The sequence below is a fragment of the Thermosynechococcus sp. JY1331 genome (assembly GCF_031583475.1).
Taxonomy (GTDB): domain Bacteria; phylum Cyanobacteriota; class Cyanobacteriia; order Thermosynechococcales; family Thermosynechococcaceae; genus Thermosynechococcus.
In genome coordinates this window covers 1,146,007-1,164,567 of sequence record NZ_CP134180.1, presented here as the reverse complement: position 1 = coordinate 1,164,567, position 18,561 = coordinate 1,146,007, and the positions used below count along the sequence as shown (strand labels likewise).

The following is an 18,561-nucleotide window of genomic DNA, read 5'->3' as shown; positions in this document are numbered from 1 at the left end:
CCACAATTCGTTAAGATCTTCTTATCCATTGGCTTGATGCTCTTGAGTACCAGTTTGGCGGTGATTGTTCCCCTGCACACGGTAGAAGGACTCGGTAGTGGTGTGACCAAAACCGTTTTAGACAATGGCCTTACGGTGCTGATCAAAGAGATTCCCACAGCACCCGTCGTGAGTTTACAGGTGTGGTATCGCGTCGGTTCTCGTCATGAGCCCAAGGGGGAAAATGGGATTGCCCACCAACTGGAGCATTTGATGTTTAAGGGCACCAAGAGCCGTCCCGTCCAGTTTGGTCAGTTGTTTTATGCCCTTGGCAGTTCTTCCAATGCCTTTACCAGCTATGACATGACCGCCTACCACCATACGGTGCGCGCTGACCAACTAGAACCACTGCTGATTCTCGAGGCGGATCGCCTGCGCAATACCCTGATGACCCCCGATGCCCTTGAGAGTGAAAAGCGGGTGGTGATCTCGGAGCTGCAAGGCTATGAAAATAGTCCTGAATATCGCCTCAGTCGTGCTGTGATGGCCGCCCTCTATCCCCATCATCCCTACGGCTTGCCAGTGGGGGGAACGGCCAGTGATGTGGAGCAGTTTACGCTGCCAGCGGTGAAGAGTTTTTATCACCAGTACTATCGCCCCGATAATGCCGTTGTGGTGATTGCTGGCGATGTCCGTCCCCCAAGGGCACTGGAACTGGTCAAGAAAACCTTTGGGCAGATTCCTCGGCCAACCGACCCTCTAAAGTCTCCTTCATTACCGCCGCCAACGGCAGGTCAAGCCCAGCGAATTCGCCTCACAGAACCGGGAAGTGCGCCGCTATTACAGATTTTGGTACCCATTCCAGCGATGACCCATCCAGATCAGGCGGCCTTGGATGTGCTGGATATGCTCCTCAGTGGCGGACGCAGTTCGTACTTGTATCAGGAATTGATGGAAACGGGTCAAGCCAGTTCGGCCTACTCCTATGTGGCCGCGTTACAGGCGGGGGGCTGGTTTGAAATTGGCGCGATCGCGGCCCCGGAGCAATCCCTTGAGACCATTGAGCAGACCATTGACCAGATTCTCAACCAACTGGCAGAGCGCCCCTTGAGTGCTGCTGAACTGCAACGCGCCAAACAACAGCTCAAGGCCAACTTTATCCTGCGCAATCGCGACATTGATGCCCAAGCCAGTCAACTAGCCAACGATGAAACCCTGACGGGAGATTACCGCTTTAGCGATCGCCACCTTGCGGCCATTGAAAAAGTCACGGCTGCGGGTGTTCAACGAGTGGTGCAAACCTACTTTGGGCGCGATCGCTGGATTGTGGGGGAATTTATTCCCAGTGAGTTTGCCGATGTTGAGCCTTCAGGTCGCCTAGGTACCCAAACCACCGCCCACAATCTTGTTGGTGAGCCAGTGGATCCGCAAACCATTGCCGCCTATTTACCCCAAGGGAGTGGGCAGGCTGCCCCTGAGGTCAAAAACAACGGGGTGGAAACCTTCACCCTGAAAAATGGCCTGCGGGTGCTCTTACTCGTGGATCGCAGTACACCAACGATTACGCTGGCGGGGCGCATTGACGCAGGAACAGCCTACGATCTCTTGACCCAACCGGGGGTGGCTCACCTGACGGCTGCGAACCTGCTCAATGGCACGCGACGTAAAAATGCCCTGACGTTGGCACAAACCCTTGAGGATCGCGGCATTAGCCTAGAATTCAATGCTTTCCGCGATGGAGTGGATATTGAGGCCTATGCCCTTGCCAGTGAGCTACCCATCCTCTTGCAAACCCTTGGTGAAGTGCTTCAAGAAGCCACCTTCCCAGAGTCGGAGTTTCAGCTCAGCCGACAACGCTATCTCACGGCTCTGAGTCTTGAGGCGGATGATCCTGTGCGCTGGGGGCGCCGCGTCCTGCAAGAAACTCTCTATCCCGCCAATCATCCCCTGCATCCCTTTGCCACTCCTGAATCTGTACAAGCAATTCAACGCCCAGACCTGTTGAACTTTTATCGTGCCGCCTATACCCCCGATCACACGATTTTGACCCTCGTGGGAGATTTTGACCCTGTGGAGGTGCGATCGCGCCTCAATGAAATTTTTGGCTCGTGGCAACCCCAAACGGATCCCCTGTCCCTAACCTTTCCTGCAGTTTCACCGCCCGAGCAAACCCTCTTTAAGAATGCGGTGATTGCCGGTAAGAGCCAAGCGATTACCTATCTGGGGACGCCGGGGATCGATCGCCGCGATCCTCGCTTCTACGCAGCGATGCTGATGAATCACATCCTAGGGGGAGACACGCTGGCCAGTCGCTTGGGCACAGAGATTCGCGATCGCCAGGGGTTGACCTATGGCATCTACAGCTTCTTTAGTGCCAGTCGTCAAGCAGGGCCTTTTATCATTCAATTGCAAACCGCCCCTGAGGATACCGCCAAGGCCATTCAGGCCACCTTGCAACTTCTCAGGGATGCCCACCGCCAAGGATTCACCGCCGCCGAACTCGGAGCCGCCAAGCGCAGCCTCAGTAATACTTACCTTGTCGAATTGGCCAATGTGGATGTGGTGGCGCGGACGCTTGTAGGGAATGCCAGTGTGGATTTACCCCCAGAAGAACTCCAGCAGTTTAGCGATCGCCTGCAGCAGGTGACCTTGGATGAAGTCAATCACACCCTGCGCGATCTGATTGATCCAGAGCGACTGGTGATTGTCACTGCCGGTCCTAGTGTTTCCTTTAGCCCCTAGAACGATGGCCAGCTTAACCTTAGGACTTTACCACCTAGAACAGTGGGCCAACCAATGGGTGACGGCTCAACTGAGTGATCTCACCGTGATCAGTGTCGGTATTGTGTTTCTGGCGGGACTGCTCACAAGTCTGACCCCCTGCACCCTTTCCATGCTGCCGATTACCGTTGGTTATATTGCTGGCTATGCCACAAAGCAAAATGGCTCCGTCTTGCGCCAGTCTCTTGGGTTTGCCCTTGGCCTCGCAACCACCTTAACCCTGTTGGGGATGATTGCTGCTGTTGCTGGTCGCATCTACGGTCAGGTGGGCTGGGGGTTAACGATCGTGGTGAGCTTGGTGGCGATCGCCATGGGCTTAAATTTGCTCAATGCCTTGCCCCTGAGCTTTCCCCGCAGTCGCTTCCTAGAGGAACTGCCGGATCGGGTTCCTGCGGGATTGCAAGCCTATACCCTAGGGGCAACATTTGGCCTTGTGGCAGCACCCTGTAGTACGCCGGTCTTGGCAACGCTGCTGGCATGGGTGGCCACAACCCAAAAGCTAGTGGTGGGGGCTGGTCTGCTGTTGGCGTATACAACAGGGTATGTCGCGCCGCTGATTTTAGTCGGAGTATTTAGCGGTGCCTTGCAAAGGCTCTTGGCACTGCGGCAGTGGTCGAGTTGGATTACCCCTGTGAGCGGTGTGCTCCTCATTGCTTTTGGCGTCATTGCTTTAGCCATTCGTCTTTAGTGCTCAAGCCAAAGGGGCAGTGGTTAGCCAGCCATGCAAGCACCTCTGGACAAAAATATCCTCTCAGCTCGGCAATTTTCTCAAACCCAGTCTCCACAACGCTTTGAGCAATTTCTAACAGATTTGGAGGTGCTTGAATTTTCCCGAAATTCAGTTCCAGAGTGACTTTCACGTCCTGTGACCCTACGGATCTAAAAATTTTACAAAAACAAAAAAATGATCCCGTCTAGGTGCTTGAAAATGACCTGTGCTATAGTAGTCGTAGAGCACCTTCTAGGAGGGTGCCGTGCTGGGATTCTTTCCCAGCCGAATTAATGGAAACTCTTCTGGGAAAAGATACTTGTCCATAACCGAACCTCGTGCTGGGATTCTTTCCCAGCCGAATTAATGGAAACTCTTCTGGGAAAAGGTATTTTTGCAGTGGATATTTGTGCTGGGATTCTTTCCCAGCCGAATTAATGGAAACTTTCCGTCGATCCAAACTTCGGTAGGTACTCCTGTGCTGGGATTCTTTCCCAGCCGAATTAATGGAAACAAGCCAAACCCCCCGCCAAAGAGGCGCAAGAATTCGGAGTGCTGGGATTCTTTCCCAGCCGAATTAATGGAAACCCGAATGAGTAGTTTGGGCTTTGTAGTTTTTAGGATGTGCTGGGATTCTTTCCCAGCCGAATTAATGGAAACTTTTAGTGCGCATTTTTTTACTCCTGTTATCTTATGTGCTGGGATTCTTTCCCAGCCGAATTAATGGAAACCCGCCACCGTCACCAAGCTAAATAGAATCCATAGAGTGCTGGGATTCTTTCCCAGCCGAATTAATGGAAACGATCTATTGCGATCTATTCCTCAGCCTCTACAGCCGTGCTGGGATTCTTTCCCAGCCGAATTAATGGAAACGATCATTAACAATATTTAAACTTGACCAACCATTACTTGTGCTGGGATTCTTTCCCAGCCGAATTAATGGAAACTGGAGGGGAAGACCGCAGGAGAAAATGAAATAGATAGTGCTGGGATTCTTTCCCAGCCGAATTAATGGAAACGAACTAGTGCCAGAGCATCCTCAGTAACCTTTGCTGTGCTGGGATTCTTTCCCAGCCGAATTAATGGAAACTACTTTTCCTGATATCACTCCAAGATGTGTGTTAAGTGCTGGGATTCTTTCCCAGCCGAATTAATGGAAACATTAGATAAGGACATTCTGGCCAGTCGGGATGAAACCGTGCTGGGATTCTTTCCCAGCCGAATTAATGGAAACCTTCTTACTTGCCGACCTTTCAACTTGTCATATGTGCTGGGATTCTTTCCCAGCCGAATTAATGGAAACTTATAAGCAACTGGTTGACGAACAATGAGAGTCGTGCTGGGATTCTTTCCCAGCCGAATTAATGGAAACAAAAGGTCAGAGAACTTGACCTTCCTAGTCTGTTCTGGTGCTGGGATTCTTTCCCAGCCGAATTAATGGAAACTTGTTTATGATCATCAGTTTGGTGAGCGTCAATTTGTGCTGGGATTCTTTCCCAGCCGAATTAATGGAAACATTTAATCAAAAACTGCATTAATGACTCTGCTAGACGTGCTGGGATTCTTTCCCAGCCGAATTAATGGAAACAGCGCTGCAAGCGGCTTTTTCTGACCGCACTGACGTGCTGGGATTCTTTCCCAGCCGAATTAATGGAAACTACCCCGACAGAAATTCCCGCTCAGCGCATGCCAAGGTGCTGGGATTCTTTCCCAGCCGAATTAATGGAAACTCTTTGATTTGGCTTTCGTTTCGACAGGTTCCGCTAAGTGCTGGGATTCTTTCCCAGCCGAATTAATGGAAACCTTCCATAAACTCGAATATTCGAGTTTACTCGTTGGTGCTGGGATTCTTTCCCAGCCGAATTAATGGAAACTTCTAAAAAGCTATAGATTTGGTGGCGTGTGGCTCGTGCTGGGATTCTTTCCCAGCCGAATTAATGGAAACGTGGTAGAGGTTCTTTCCGTTTGTGGATCAGGAAGGTGCTGGGATTCTTTCCCAGCCGAATTAATGGAAACGAACTCACTGGTCTCCTGCCAGTAATAAAGGGTTTGGCAAGGTGCTGGGATTCTTTCCCAGCCGAATTAATGGAAACGAACTCACTGGAGAGAGTTTCTACCTTTTGGTCGGACTTGTGCTGGGATTCTTTCCCAGCCGAATTAATGGAAACGTGGAGCCGCATTCAATTCATCAAAAAAGATCAGTGCTGGGATTCTTTCCCAGCCGAATTAATGGAAACATCTTGGTTGCGCTCAATAATTTGGCGCAGAGTGCTGGGATTCTTTCCCAGCCGAATTAATGGAAACTCTAAGGTTTATTCCTATGAGCTTTTAGAATTAGCGTGCTGGGATTCTTTCCCAGCCGAATTAATGGAAACTTGGCCATAAGAGCTAATGCATCTTGTCTAGGAAACCCTCAGTCGAGCTCGGAGAAACACCGCAAGGCCGGATTAAGACAATGGGTGTTTGCTCATCGGCATTACCGGCGGGGTTTTTCTTCAGAGCAGTCGTGAGGAAGTGAGGGGAGACTCCTTGGCTAGCGGCAAGCACCTTGACTGCCCCTAGGTCGTTAACATCCACAATGGCGACGCCCAAACCCGTTTTTGCTGCTAGATCCTCCACGACGGCTTGGGGGTTAACAGGTCCCATAACAATAAATTGATCGTAGGGGGGCAGAGTACCTGTCACATCGTCAATGAGGCGGGCTTGTTCGCCAGCCAATTGATAAAATCCGCCCTTGTGGCCAAAGACTTTGGCGATCGCCCCCCCCAAAAAGGCCAAGAGTACCCGTAGCGCTCCCACTTCCTCCACCAGCGCTTGCATGCCACAGGCGGTGGCCAAACTTGAGGTGGGCAAGAAAAACTGACACACCCGCGTTGCTACCCACCCCGGTTGCATTTGTGCCGGATCCTTGAGGCGACCTTGGATAATGGCAAGGGGTGTTTCCCCAATGGCAACAATGTCTCCAGGTTGGGCATGGGGCATCACATAGCGATTGAGCACCTCTAGGGGAATATCCAACGGCGTCAGTAAATGGGTGCGAATGGGGAGTACCTGACATCTCTCCGCCTGTCGCCACACACCTGTATCTCCCGTGGCCGGAAACTTGAGGGGGATAAATTCATGGTGGGTTTTGGCAAAGCGACCGTGGGGGCCATAGGCAATGTAGTGAATCTTGACCCAAGCAGCCTTGACCTCGCTCACGCCAATTCCCTGCAAATCCACACAAATCTCGACATTCGTTTGCTTGGTGGACTTGACGATATAGGCAAACCAATAGCCATCGGCACGGGGGAGAAATTCTGGCTCCGGGTGGCGGGGGATGACCTGCACATCCGTCTGAATCATATCGACACGGCCATCGGACAATAGCACCACCTCTGCCCGTAAGTCTGGCACCATCACCTCAAGGCCACGGTGGGGGTTGCTCAGTCCCAATAGCCCGACAAAACGGTAGTGGGTTGGCTCATAGATTTCCAGATTCCAAGTGGCACGGATCACTTCAAGGGGATGGGCTGGCCGCTGGCGATACCGCCCTTCCAAACCGATCGCCACCAAAAGGGCTAGGAATCCTAGGGCGGCTGCCCCTATGCCGATAACTGTTGCAATCATCACGTGTCCTGTACCACTGCATTTCCCGTATTCGCTAGATTACAGTCAGTTAGGCATTTTTGGAGTGACTGGATTTTGGAGTGGCAAGAGGTTCGCGGCAGTTGGCTGTGTCTTCCCCAGCGTCCCTTGGGGTGGATTCACTTTCTAGGGGGAGCTTTTGTGGCAGCGGCACCGCAATTGACCTATCGGCGCTTGTTGGAGCACCTAGCGGAGGCGGGCTATGGCATTATTGCCACGCCCTTTGTGAACACCTTTGACCATGGGGCGATCGCCCTCGATGTGCTGAATAAACTCGACTATGCCCTTGATTGGTTGATCTATCGCCGAGGCTACCCACCGGCATTGCCCATCTATGGTTTGGGACACAGTATGGGCTGCAAGCTCCACCTGCTGATCAATAGCCTCTACGATGGCGATCGCGCTGGGAATATATTCATGGCCTTCAACAACTACCCCGCCAGTCAATCCATTCCTTGGATGGAAAACCTTGCCCCCGTGGGTGCCGAATTCAGTCCCAGCCCGACAGAAACCGAAAAACTGATTCAAGAGCGCTATCCTGTGCGCCGTAATCTCTTGATCCGTTTCCAAGAGGACGATATTGACCAAACAGCCCGCCTGCGCAGTCTCCTCAGAGCCAAATTTGGCGATATGGTCACTGCCTTGAAGCTACCGGGGAATCACCTCACCCCCCTCAGCCAAGGACTCAAGTGGCAAGTCGGCGCAGAATTTTCTCCCCTAGATGCCGTCGGCCAGTGGATCAAGCAAAGTCTCTTTCCCGAAATGCAGATTCTGGAGGAGTGTCTGTTGGAGTGGCTCAATCCCCTAGGCACTGCCCGCCGTTCCCGCCCGTAGCGTGGCACAATCACATAAGGAACCCTTGATGAAGAAAGGACTTTGCCCGTGACTGTTGCCCCCTCTGCTGCCCTCAGTGCCGCTGCTCGCCCCGATCCCCGTGGTCGCTTTGGTCGCTTTGGTGGCAAGTATGTTCCCGAAACGCTGATGCCCGCCCTCAGTGAACTCGAGGCGGCCTTTGCCCACTACCGCCAAGACCCTGATTTTCAAGCCGAATTGCAGCAACTTCTGCAAGACTATGTGGGTCGTCCTAGTCCCCTCTACTTTGCCGAACGCCTCAGTGCCCACTATGCCCATGATCAAGCCCAACCCCAGATCTATCTAAAACGGGAAGACCTCAACCATACGGGTGCCCACAAAATCAACAATGCCCTCGGTCAAGTGCTCCTTGCCAAGCGCATGGGCAAACAGCGCATTATTGCGGAAACGGGTGCTGGTCAGCATGGGGTAGCCACGGCAACCGTCTGTGCCCGCTTTGGCCTCCAATGTGTGATTTACATGGGGGTACAGGATATGGAGCGGCAGCGGTTAAATGTGCTGCGGATGCGTCTATTGGGAGCAGAAGTGGCGCCCGTCAGTGCCGGTACAGGCACCCTAAAAGATGCCACCTCCGAAGCAATTCGCGATTGGGTGACGAATGTTGAAACCACCCATTACATCTTGGGTTCAGTGGCGGGGCCCCATCCCTACCCGATGCTGGTGCGGGAATTCCATGCCGTCATTGGGGCCGAAACGCGGCGGCAGTGCCTTGAGAAATGGGGCGGGCTGCCCGATATTTTGCTCGCCTGTGTTGGCGGCGGCTCCAATGCCATGGGACTCTTCCATGAGTTTGTTGAGGAACCGCAGGTGCGCTTAATTGGTGTTGAAGCTGCGGGTCAAGGGGTGGACACGGGTCACCATGCTGCCACCCTCACCAAAGGGGAAGTGGGGGTACTCCACGGTGCCATGAGCTATCTCTTGCAGGATGCCGATGGTCAGGTGGTTGAGGCCCACTCCATCAGTGCCGGTTTAGACTATCCGGGCGTGGGGCCAGAGCATAGCTACCTCAAGGACATTGGTCGGGCAGAATACTACAGTGTCACTGATGCTGAGGCCGTGGCTGCCTGTGTGCGCCTAGCTCAGTTGGAGGGAATTCTCCCTGCCCTCGAAACCGCCCATGCCTTGGCCTATCTGGAAACGCTATGCCCGCAATTGACAGGGCAGCCGCGCATTGTCATTAACTGTTCAGGACGCGGCGACAAGGACGTGGAAACGATTGGCCGCTATTTTGAGGCACAGCAAGCCCCCTGAGCTAGAACTCCGCATTCCCCGGTGTACGCGGAAAGGGAATGACATCGCGGATATTGTCCATGCCCGTCATAAACTGCACCAACCGTTCAAAGCCCAGCCCAAAGCCAGCATGGGGGACACTGCCATAACGGCGTAAATCCAAGTACCACCAGTAGGGGGCAGGGTCTAGGCCTTGGCTCACAATTCGCTCCTGCAGCACGTCAAAGCGCTCTTCCCGCTGGGAGCCACCAATGATCTCGCCAATTTTGGGGGCGAGGACATCCATTGCTGCTACGGTTTTGCCATCGTCATTGAGGCGCATATAGAAGGCTTTAATATTGGCGGGGTAATCATAGACAATCACAGGGCGCTGGCAGTATTCCTCAGCAAGGTAGCGCTCATGCTCCGATTGCAGGTCTAGCCCCCAAGCCACGGGAAATTCAAAGGCGCGGCCACTTTTTTCTAGGACTTGAATGGCTTCACTGTAACTAAGGCGGGCAAAGGGTTGAGTTGCCATCTGTTCGGCGGTGGCCATGACGCTATTGTCAATGCGCTCCTGAAAGAAGGCCATATCCTCACTGCAGTGGTCAAGGACATGGCGAAAGACAAACTGCAAAAAGGCCTCCGCCAGTTCCATATCTCCCATCAGGTCACAGAAGGCCATCTCTGGCTCCACCATCCAAAACTCGGCAAGGTGACGCGAGGTATTGGAGTTTTCAGCGCGGAAGGTGGGACCAAAGGTATAGACATTGGTAAAGGCTGTGGCCATAATTTCTGCCTCCAGTTGGCCACTGACGGTGAGGTAGGCACGACGACCAAAAAAGTCTTGACTGAAGTCAATATTCCCCTCTGGGGTTTTGGGCGGCTGCGCTAAATCCAGGGTGGTGACGGTAAAGAGTTCCCCAGCCCCTTCGCAGTCACTGGCGGTAATGATCGGGGTGTGTACCCAGAGGAATCCCCGCTCCTGAAAGAACTGGTGAATGGCAGTGGCACAGGCATTGCGCACGCGCATCACCGCGCCTAGGGTATTGGTTCGCGGTCGGAGATGACCAATGGTGCGTAGAAATTCAAAGCTGTGGCGTTTCTTTTGCAGGGGATAAGTTTCTGGATCGGCACCGCCCCAAAGGTGAATCTGCTGGGCATGGAGTTCAATGGTTTGGTTTTTGCCGGGAGAACGCACCAGTTCGCCACTGAATTCTGCGGCAGCCCCTGTGGTCAGGTCTTTAATGGCTGGCGTTGCTGCTGCCATGGTGTTGGGAATGACCACCTGCAATCCGGCTAGGGTTGAGCCATCGTTGACGTTGACAAACGTACATTCCTTGAGTTCGCGTTTGGTGCGCACCCAGCCCTTGACGGTGACGCGATCGCCCACTTGACCTTGATGAAGAATATCCTTAATCCGCTGCTGCATGGGTCTTGTTCCTATAACTGCACAATGGTTACTCCCCGGCCACCCTCTTCAGGAGGCGCAAGGTGATAGCTTTGAACGCTGGGGTGCTGCTCTAAAAATTGATGCACAAACTGGCGGAGGGCACCACTGCCGTGGCCGTGGATAATCCAAACCGTTCCCTGCTGGCGGTTGAGAAATTCCTCTAGGAGAGGTTCTGCCTCATGGGTGCGCTTGCCCCGCAGATCGAGGGTACGGCTCTCTGTGCGAATGGCGGGTGCTGGGGTGCGAGAAGGGGGTGGGGGGGGAGCTTGAGCTGGGTCGGACTTGGGTTTAGATGGTGTGCGTACTGGTTCGCCCTTGAGGGACTCTACGGCGTGGGGCGGCACAGTAAATTTCACGGAACCCACTTGGACGACTATATCCCCCTGCTGGCTGACACTGAGAACTTCGCCCACCTGTTGCCATTGGGGCAAGCGAACGCGATCGCCCGGTTGAGGAATAAAGCCAACGGGCGGAGGTGGTGGTAAGTAAGTTTTCTCAATCTGATGCAGCGCCGTTTGGGCAGCTTGTACCTGTTCGGGACTGTTGGCGCGTTGCAGTTGAGCAATGACTTTGGCAATTTCCTGCTGTGCTCTACGAAGAGCCGTGCGTACCTCTTCTTCCAATTGTTGACGAAGTTGCTGCTGGCGTTGTCGCAGTTCCTGCGCTTTGGTGGCAATTTCTTGGTAGAGGGCTTCAGTATCGCGAAGCAGGGTTGCCGCAGCGGTGGTTTTCGACTCCTGCACTTGGCGTTGTGCCACTAGCCCGCTAATCATCTCGTTGACACTGTTGCTGTCACCGCTTAAAAAGGCCTTGGCACCTTCAACAATACTGGGATGTAGCCCCAACCGCTGGGCGATCGCTAGGGCATTAGACTGTCCCGGTATGCCCCACAGCAGCCGATAGGTCGGGGCAAGGGTGGTCTCATCAAACTCAACGGCGGCATTTTCAAAGCGGCTGTCCTGATACTTGAGGGCTTTGAGTTCGCCATAGTGGGTGGTGGCAAAGGTGAGACTGGCGTGCTCTGCCAGATAGCGCAACAGGGCGATCGCTAGGGCTGTACCCTCACTGGGATCGGTGCCGGCCCCCACTTCATCGAGGAGCACCAACGTATTGCCCCCTGTCATCTCGAGCTCTGTGAGAATATCGCGGATATTGCAGATATGACTGGAAAAGGTGGACAGGTTTTGGGTCAGGGACTGCTCATCCCCAATGTCTGCCCAAATCCCTGTAAACCAGGGCAACTCTACGGGCGCTGCCGCTGGCACATACAACCCTGCTTTTGCCATCAGTGCTGCCAAGCCCAAGGCCTTCAAGGTTGCTGTTTTGCCGCCGGTGTTGGGGCCAGTGATTGTCACTACCTTGGTGGGGGGGGGCAATTCAATGTCAATGGGAACCACGGTCTGTCCTTGCTCATGGTGCTCTTGCCACACCAACAGGGGATGCCGCAACGCCTTCAGGTGCAGTCGCGTGTCACTGACAAACTGCGGGGGATTGCCCTGCAACCAGAGACTATAGTGGGCACGGGCGACCGCCATATCGAGGGTGGTCAGGACATCGAGCAGATACCACAAATCATCACTAATCGTGGCCAGCTGATCCGAGAGGGCTTGGCAAATGGCGCGTTCGGCCTCAGCCTCCTGATGGGCAAGCTGTTGCAGGCGGTTTTGCAGGTCAATGGTTTCCCGTGGCTCAATGTAGAGCGTGGCACCACTGGCGGAGAGATCGTGGACAATTCCCGGCATCTGGTCTTTGTGGGTGGCTTTGACTGCCAACACATAGCGATCGCGCCGTTGGGTGACCACTGCCTCTTGAATGGCACTGGCTCGCTGCTGCAGAATCTGCTGCAGTTGCTGCTGGATCTGGGCACGGCACTGCCGTTGCTGCTGGCGAATCTCAGCCAATTCTGGACTGGCGCGATCGCTCACTTGCCCTTGATCAGTAATACAGCGGTAAATCTCCTGAGTCACCTCAGGATAGGTACGGATACCGGCCACTAGTTGTTGGAGTTCATTGAGTTGCGCGTGTTCCTCAATTTGACGCCGCTGTTGCCGCGCCGCACTCAACAGGTGGGCGATCGCCAGTAGCTCCATTCCCTGCAAACAGCCTTGGCGATCCAGCCGCGCCAGCGCCGGTTCAATATCTGTGACTTGGCTAAAATCGAGGTGCACTTGGTGCACCGTTTCAAGGGTAATCACCTCAGTGGTTTGAGCCAACAGCACTTGACTGGCTGCTTGGGTGCCCCCTAGAATCTCTCCCCCCTGCAGCTGGCGCATCCCCCGTTTGGTAGCAGCAAACGTTGCCAACTGCTGACAGAGACGCGGCCACTCCAGCCGCCCTAGGGATTTGTCTAGTGCACTAACTTGTGACGTGAGAACAACCAATGTTCGCTATCTGCTGAAAACACTACTTTCACTGACTGTAGCACTGCTCACCAATCCGTGCAGCGGTTCTAGAGGACCATCCCCGACGACATCTCCGCATCCACGGCATCCTGCAGTTTCAGCAGGGTACTGGTGAGGGCTTCAGGATTGAAGTAAGTCCATTCCATGGCTTGGGCGATCGTTTGCAATCGCTCGGTAATGCTCGTGAGATCTCCAAACAGATTTTCGCGCGGCAACCCCGCAAAGAGTGCCATCGCGCCTTGGTTGACCGCCCACTTGCACTCCGATTCATGGACACGGGTGCGCAGGCCACTGAGGAGAATGACATTCATTTCTGGATAGCGCTGGCGATACTGGCGACAAAAATCGTAGGGATTGGTTTTTGGCATTCCCAAATCGAGGAGCAAGAGGCTGACTTTGCAGTTGAGGGACTCCACATGGGCAATAATTTTTTCTAACTCAAAGTGGGATGTTGCCCAAATCGTCGAAATCCCTTGGGAGTTCAATAATTCCCGCCACATTTCCCCTTGGGTACGCGAAGAGTGGGTCATCAAGACCGTGACTTGGCCATTACTCCCATGGGAGTGATTGGTGTAGGGGTGGGGACTCGGCGCATCCCGCAGGTCAATGTACTCTAGTTCTGACTCACCAATGGAAATGCGATCGCCGTGTCTGAGGAGATGGGGAGCGTGGATACGGTTATTGCCGATAAATGTCCCGTTCATGCTCTTGAGGTCAGTCAGCCGATAGCGATGATCCGCCTGCCGCTCAATGCGAATGTGATGCCGCGAACACCAGCGATCGGGTAGGACAATATCACAATCTTTACTTCGACCAATTTGCCAAACGGGTAACTGATCCAACACAATTGAACGTTGCATGTAAACGGAGTGCAATAATAGTCGGGGTATTGGTGCCGCTAGAATCAGCTCACTGGGACGCATGAACCCCCACTGCTGTTCACCAGAACGGCTGGGTGCTTGTAGGTGTGGAACGTAGGTATCGGGGCGATTGGCTGAGGCGTCCATAGCAGCAGCTAAAAAACACTAAAATCATCAAACTTATTTTTATGCTGCCTATCCTAGCGTTGATGAGCAGCAAGGGACTACCTCCATCTTAGATGTCAATAGAATGGCAGTAGCACCCTCTAGGTTGCTAAAACGTACTCGTTATGAGTATGATAAATAGACAGGACAGTTCGATAACTGTCAAAGGAGACCACTATGACTGCAACAATCACGCTAAAAGAGCAAGTGCTAGCCACCCTGAAACGGGAACAGGCCAATGCGGTTGTCCTGTATCTGAACTATAAAAAGTACCACTGGCTAACCTATGGCCCCTTGTTTCGGGAGTTGCACCTGCTGTTTGAAGAACAGGGAACAGAAGTCTTTGCCATGATTGATGAACTGGCTGAGCGTAGCTTGATGCTTGATGGCCAGCCAGTGGCAGACCCCGCAGACTATCTCAAAGTGGCAACGGTAACCCCCTCAAGCGGCCAACTCACGGTCAAGCAAATGATTGAGGAGGCGATCGCTAACCATGAGCTGATCATTACCGAGATGCACCAAGATGCAGAAGTAGCCACTGAGGCGGGCGACATTGGTACGGCTGACCTCTACACCCGCTTGGTGCAAACCCACCAAAAACATCGCTGGTTTCTCAAGGAGTTTTTAGCCAAAGGCGATGGCTTGGTCAGTTAGTTGCGAATCGGGCCGTTGTAGTCAATGGTGGTGCGCCCATCGGCAGCCACAGTAACGACAGTTTCGATACTGGGCAGGGATGCGGGCACGCCATTGCTGACTCGATGGCCCAAAATCCGAAACGTGTAGGAGCCGTCGGCATTGCGCACATAGGGGGCTTCACGGACAGGCCCATGCAGGGACTGATCGGCTCGATAGCGACTTAATCCGCCATTGACACGTTCTGCGGCTTGGCGGGCATAGTTGCGGGCGCGAACGAGCTCGACAATGTTGACAGGCTCAGGATTAGTTGCTTGGGCAATGGCAAAGGGGGCGATCGCTCCCCCAAGGGAAAGACTCAGCATGAGGCTAGCAATCAGCGGCTGGGTCATCAGGCTTCTCCACTCAGCGGTCTTTATCTAAGATAGCCAAGGGGCTTTGCTAACCCCTAGATAGCGGTCTTGATGCAACAATTATTTGCTTTCCGTTTGACAAGGCGTGACCCTCGCTTGTAGTAACTGGTGCGCTTGCTCCTCAGAGAGGGGTTTACCAAAGAGAAACCCCTGACCCCGCTGACAGCCCAACGCCTGCAAGCACTGCTTTTGGGAGAGATGTTCAATGCCTTCGGCAACCACTTCTAGTTGCAGGGCTCGGGCGAGGCTAATAATGGCACGAACAATTTCTAAATTTTGGAAATTGGTTTCGATGTCCCGGACAAAGGACTGGTCAATCTTTAGGGTATACAACGGCAGTTGGCTAAGGCGGCTGAGGGAGGAATAGCCAGTGCCAAAGTCATCAATGCCACAACGAATATCAAGGGCTTGGAGCGCCTCCAATTGCTCTTGGGCAAACCTTGAATCGGGCATGATCACTTCCTCGGTAATCTCCAGAATCACTTGCTGGCCGCGAATCCCATAGAGCGGCAACAGATGCTTGAGCAAAGGAACCATTTGGCCAGAATTAAAGAAAGCACTGGAAATATTGACACTGAGGGTGAAGTCGGCAGCCCGAGAACCCAGTGTCTGTTGCCATTGGTAGAGGTTGAAAATTGCCTTTTGCAGAACCCATTGATCCAGTTTTGTGGCTAGACCCAACCCCAGAGCCAAGGGCAAAAATTCTGCCGGACTGATCCAACCGTTTTCGGGATGCTGCCAACGAACTAATACTTCAAAACCAACAAGGCTGTCCTGACTGAGGCTGACAATGGGCTGGTAGAAGAGCGCTAGTTGCTCCTGCTCTAGGGCACGGCGAAATTCCTGTTCCCGTTGTAAGCGGGTGTAAACCGCTTGGTGGTGCTCCGATTCAAAGAGTTGCATACCGTTGCACCCTTGCCCCTTGGCAGCATACATGGCAATATCAGCATCCCGCAGCAGTTCACCGGCAGTGCGGTAACGAGAATTAACAATGGCGATGCCAATGCTGACGCTGACACTTACTTCAGTGCCCTTGAGCACATAGGGTTCACTAATGCAATGGCGCAGGCGATCGCCATACTCATAAATCTGCTGGAGACCCTCAATCTGTTCGAGGATGGCAATAAACTCGTCTCCCCCCAATCGGCCAACGATCTCCTGCTGGCGCATACTCGACCGAAGGCGATGGGCAATTTCTAGAAGTAACTCGTCGCCGGCATCATGACCCAAGCTATCATTGATGACCTTAAACCGATCCAAATCCAAAAACAAAACGGCAAAGGGCGGAATGTCACCGCGGTGGTAGGCAGCCAGCAGTTGATCAATTTTTTCTGTGAGGAAGGTGCGATTGGGGAGATTCGTTAAACTATCCTGGCAAGCCAGTTGCCGCAATTTCTCCTCCGCTAGCTTGATGTTGGTGATGTCCAAGCAGGAACCAAGGTAGCCAATGCAAGTGCCGTCTTCGGCATAGCGGGGTGCCGCTTGCTTGAGTACCCAGCGATAGACACCTTGGCCATTGCGCAGGCGGTGCTCAATTTCATAGCTTTGCTGCTGCTCAACGGCAAGACGGATGGCCTGCTCGGTGCGCTCCCGATCCTCAGGATGGACAAGGTCTAACCAGTTCCAGCCAAGGATTTGGTCTAAGGAGGCGCCCAAGACGCGGCAAATGGTTTGGTTGGCAAACTCAATGGTGCCTTTGCTATCTGCCAGCCAGATCATCAAAGGTGAGGCATCGGCCATCTGGCGAAAACGGGTTTCACTTTCCACTAGGGCTAGCATGGCTTTTTTGCGTTGGGTGACATCCACCCCCACCGTGGTGATCAGGTAACTGCCATCCCCTTGAGGTTCAGCAGTGGCATTGAGGGAAATCCACACCTCATGGCCGTCGCGATGTTGAAAGCGATATTCGGTGTGGGCACAGCCTTCTTGGAGTAATTTCTCGCGAAAGGGACGATGGTAGGCTTCCCAGTCCTCGGAAGGAACCCGCGATCGCCAAAGATTCGGGTCTTCTTGAAAGTCAAAGGGGCTGTAGCCGAGAATGCGCAGGTGCCCTTGGGAGAGATACTCATAGCGCCAAGAGCCATCAGGAAAGAGCCGTATTTCACTGACAAAGGCATCAGCGCGATCCAACAGTTGATTGAGCTTTTCTTGGGCGGCGTGGAGTTCCCCATTGACTTTGTGCAAATCGAGGGTGCGGGCAATCACCTGCGCCTCAAGTTCCGTTTGCTGGGCTGCAAGTTGCTGGGTTAGCTGCCGTTGTCGCGTGACATCCACTGCCGTCAGTAAAATGAACTGTTGGTTGCTGTTGGGCAGTTGCAGCGGCAGGGAAACCATCTGCCAAATACGCTCTTGTTTGGCGCGAGTGCGGATGCACACATCCCCATGCTCAACCCGTGCCTGCGTTATAAGGCAGCGTTGGAATTCTGTGGCCGCCCACTGGCGTTGCGCTGCTTCAGGAAAGGCAATTGCCAACCACCCCTCCCATGTGAGGGTTTCCTCTGGGCTGCTGCCGGTTTGCTCTTGCCATGCCCGATTCATCAACCACAGTTGACCATCCGCCGCCACCAACGCCATCGGCAGCGGTGACAAAAGCAGGCTGTTGCGGAACACCTCGTCCATTTCAGTGTAGGCGCGCCAAAATGACTGCCGCTCCTGCTCTACTTGGTTCAGATGCTGAGCCTCAATAACTAAAAGAGTGACCAAAAAAGCGATGATACTGATGATCTGCACCTCTTGGGCTAAGCGCTCCGAAAGCCATAGGCGATCGTGGTGCACCCATTGAATTACCCAACCAATGAGGAGGGGACCAAGGATGATCCAAGGCAACAATCGCCGCAAAAGTAGGCCACCTATTTTTTGTGAACTGAAGTAACGCATCACCCCTCGGGAGGGATGCCATTCGATAAGGCAGAGGTTCAGCAGCCCAAGAAGAACACAGGCGAGGATTTGGCCAAGGATAGAGGTACTAAGAGACAGCGGCAATTGGTACAGACCGGCCAATACCTCAAGGAACAGCAGACAGGCACTTGTGATTGCCCCACCTTGGCCGAAAATCACTTGCCAACTTGACTCCCCCATGACCCCCCACAGGGCCACCCCTAGCCCTATAAAGGCCACAGGCCGTAGCAAACTGGTGTAGGCCGGCAAAGATAGAGCTTGCCACGGAGCAGTGATTTCCTGAGCATTGAAAACGGCTACGGCAATTGCCATCCCCATGAGAACAAGCACTAGGCCACAGAGCTGGGGGAGGCATGCTAATTCTCGATCTCTGCTCCTGGATCCCATGAGGGTGATGGCCAATGCGGTTAACCCAAGGGCGATGGCAGCAAAAACATCAATACCGACCAAGAGAGGCGAGTGGGAAGTGATGGCAGCGAGAACCCACTCTATAAAAACAGCTGTTGCTACCCCTAGACTCAACAGAGCAACCACTCGTAAGAATTGGGGATTGGTCATA

12 protein-coding genes and 1 CRISPR repeat array are annotated in these 18,561 nt (G+C 53.5%); of the genes, 5 read left to right on the top strand and 7 right to left on the bottom strand.

Annotated features, from left to right (window positions below; genetic code table 11):
* Nucleotides 1-36: 36 nt before the first annotated feature.
* Nucleotides 37-2,721 (top strand): pitrilysin family protein, encoded by a 2,685-nt coding sequence (locus tag RHJ31_RS05485; RefSeq protein WP_302677649.1) that lies wholly within the window; start codon nucleotides 37-39, stop codon nucleotides 2,719-2,721.
* A 4-nt stretch (nucleotides 2,722-2,725) separates the two neighbouring features.
* Nucleotides 2,726-3,448 (top strand): cytochrome c biogenesis protein CcdA, encoded by a 723-nt coding sequence (locus RHJ31_RS05480; RefSeq protein ID WP_302677648.1) that lies wholly within the window; start codon nucleotides 2,726-2,728, stop codon nucleotides 3,446-3,448.
* On the opposite strand, the gene RHJ31_RS05475 is transcribed toward RHJ31_RS05480, so the two are convergent.
* Both RHJ31_RS05475 and RHJ31_RS05470 read right to left on the bottom strand, forming a co-directional pair.
* Entirely contained in the window at nucleotides 3,423-3,620 is a 198-nt protein-coding gene (locus tag RHJ31_RS05475; protein ID WP_302677647.1) for a hypothetical protein, read from the bottom strand. The genes RHJ31_RS05480 and RHJ31_RS05475 overlap by 26 nt on opposite strands.
* Nucleotides 3,621-3,734: 114 nt before the next feature.
* Nucleotides 3,735-5,844: direct repeats of the CRISPR family, unit length 36 nt; unit sequence GTGCTGGGATTCTTTCCCAGCCGAATTAATGGAAAC.
* Between the two features lie 13 nt (nucleotides 5,845-5,857).
* Entirely contained in the window at nucleotides 5,858-7,078 is a 1,221-nt protein-coding gene (locus tag RHJ31_RS05470) for a F420-0:Gamma-glutamyl ligase (protein WP_302677645.1), read from the bottom strand.
* A gap of 75 nt (nucleotides 7,079-7,153) precedes the next feature.
* Between RHJ31_RS05470 and RHJ31_RS05465 the strand changes: the two genes are divergently transcribed.
* Together RHJ31_RS05465 and trpB are read left to right on the top strand one after the other, a co-directional pair.
* Entirely contained in the window at nucleotides 7,154-7,930 is a 777-nt protein-coding gene (locus RHJ31_RS05465) for a DUF1350 family protein (protein WP_302677644.1), read from the top strand.
* 48 nt (nucleotides 7,931-7,978) lie between these two features.
* Nucleotides 7,979-9,220: a tryptophan synthase subunit beta gene (trpB, locus tag RHJ31_RS05460; protein WP_302677643.1), complete on the top strand. Its 1,242-nt coding sequence runs from the start codon at nucleotides 7,979-7,981 to the stop codon at nucleotides 9,218-9,220.
* A gap of 1 nt (nucleotide 9,221) precedes the next feature.
* On the opposite strand, the gene asnS is transcribed toward trpB, so the two are convergent.
* From asnS to RHJ31_RS05445, 3 genes are all read right to left on the bottom strand, one after another.
* Nucleotides 9,222-10,610 (bottom strand): asparagine--tRNA ligase, encoded by a 1,389-nt coding sequence (gene asnS / locus RHJ31_RS05455; RefSeq protein WP_302677641.1) that lies wholly within the window; start codon nucleotides 10,608-10,610, stop codon nucleotides 9,222-9,224.
* A gap of 11 nt (nucleotides 10,611-10,621) precedes the next feature.
* Entirely contained in the window at nucleotides 10,622-13,012 is a 2,391-nt protein-coding gene (locus tag RHJ31_RS05450) for an endonuclease MutS2 (protein ID WP_302677640.1), read from the bottom strand.
* A 68-nt stretch (nucleotides 13,013-13,080) separates the two neighbouring features.
* Complete coding sequence (locus tag RHJ31_RS05445; protein ID WP_302677639.1) at nucleotides 13,081-14,040, bottom strand: FHA domain-containing protein; 960 nt, start codon at nucleotides 14,038-14,040, stop codon at nucleotides 13,081-13,083.
* Between the two features lie 195 nt (nucleotides 14,041-14,235).
* Between RHJ31_RS05445 and RHJ31_RS05440 the strand changes: the two genes are divergently transcribed.
* A complete protein-coding gene (locus tag RHJ31_RS05440; RefSeq protein ID WP_206200104.1) occupies nucleotides 14,236-14,712 on the top strand; it encodes a Dps family protein in 477 nt (158 codons plus the stop codon).
* Here the strand turns inward: RHJ31_RS05440 and RHJ31_RS05435 are convergent.
* Both RHJ31_RS05435 and RHJ31_RS05430 read right to left on the bottom strand, forming a co-directional pair.
* A complete protein-coding gene (locus RHJ31_RS05435; RefSeq protein ID WP_302677638.1) occupies nucleotides 14,709-15,083 on the bottom strand; it encodes a hypothetical protein in 375 nt (124 codons plus the stop codon). The two genes, RHJ31_RS05440 and RHJ31_RS05435, sit on opposite strands and share 4 nt — an antisense overlap.
* Nucleotides 15,084-15,164: 81 nt before the next feature.
* A complete protein-coding gene (locus tag RHJ31_RS05430; RefSeq protein ID WP_302677637.1) occupies nucleotides 15,165-18,314 on the bottom strand; it encodes a bifunctional diguanylate cyclase/phosphodiesterase in 3,150 nt (1,049 codons plus the stop codon).
* Nucleotides 18,315-18,561: the final 247 nt, after the last annotated feature.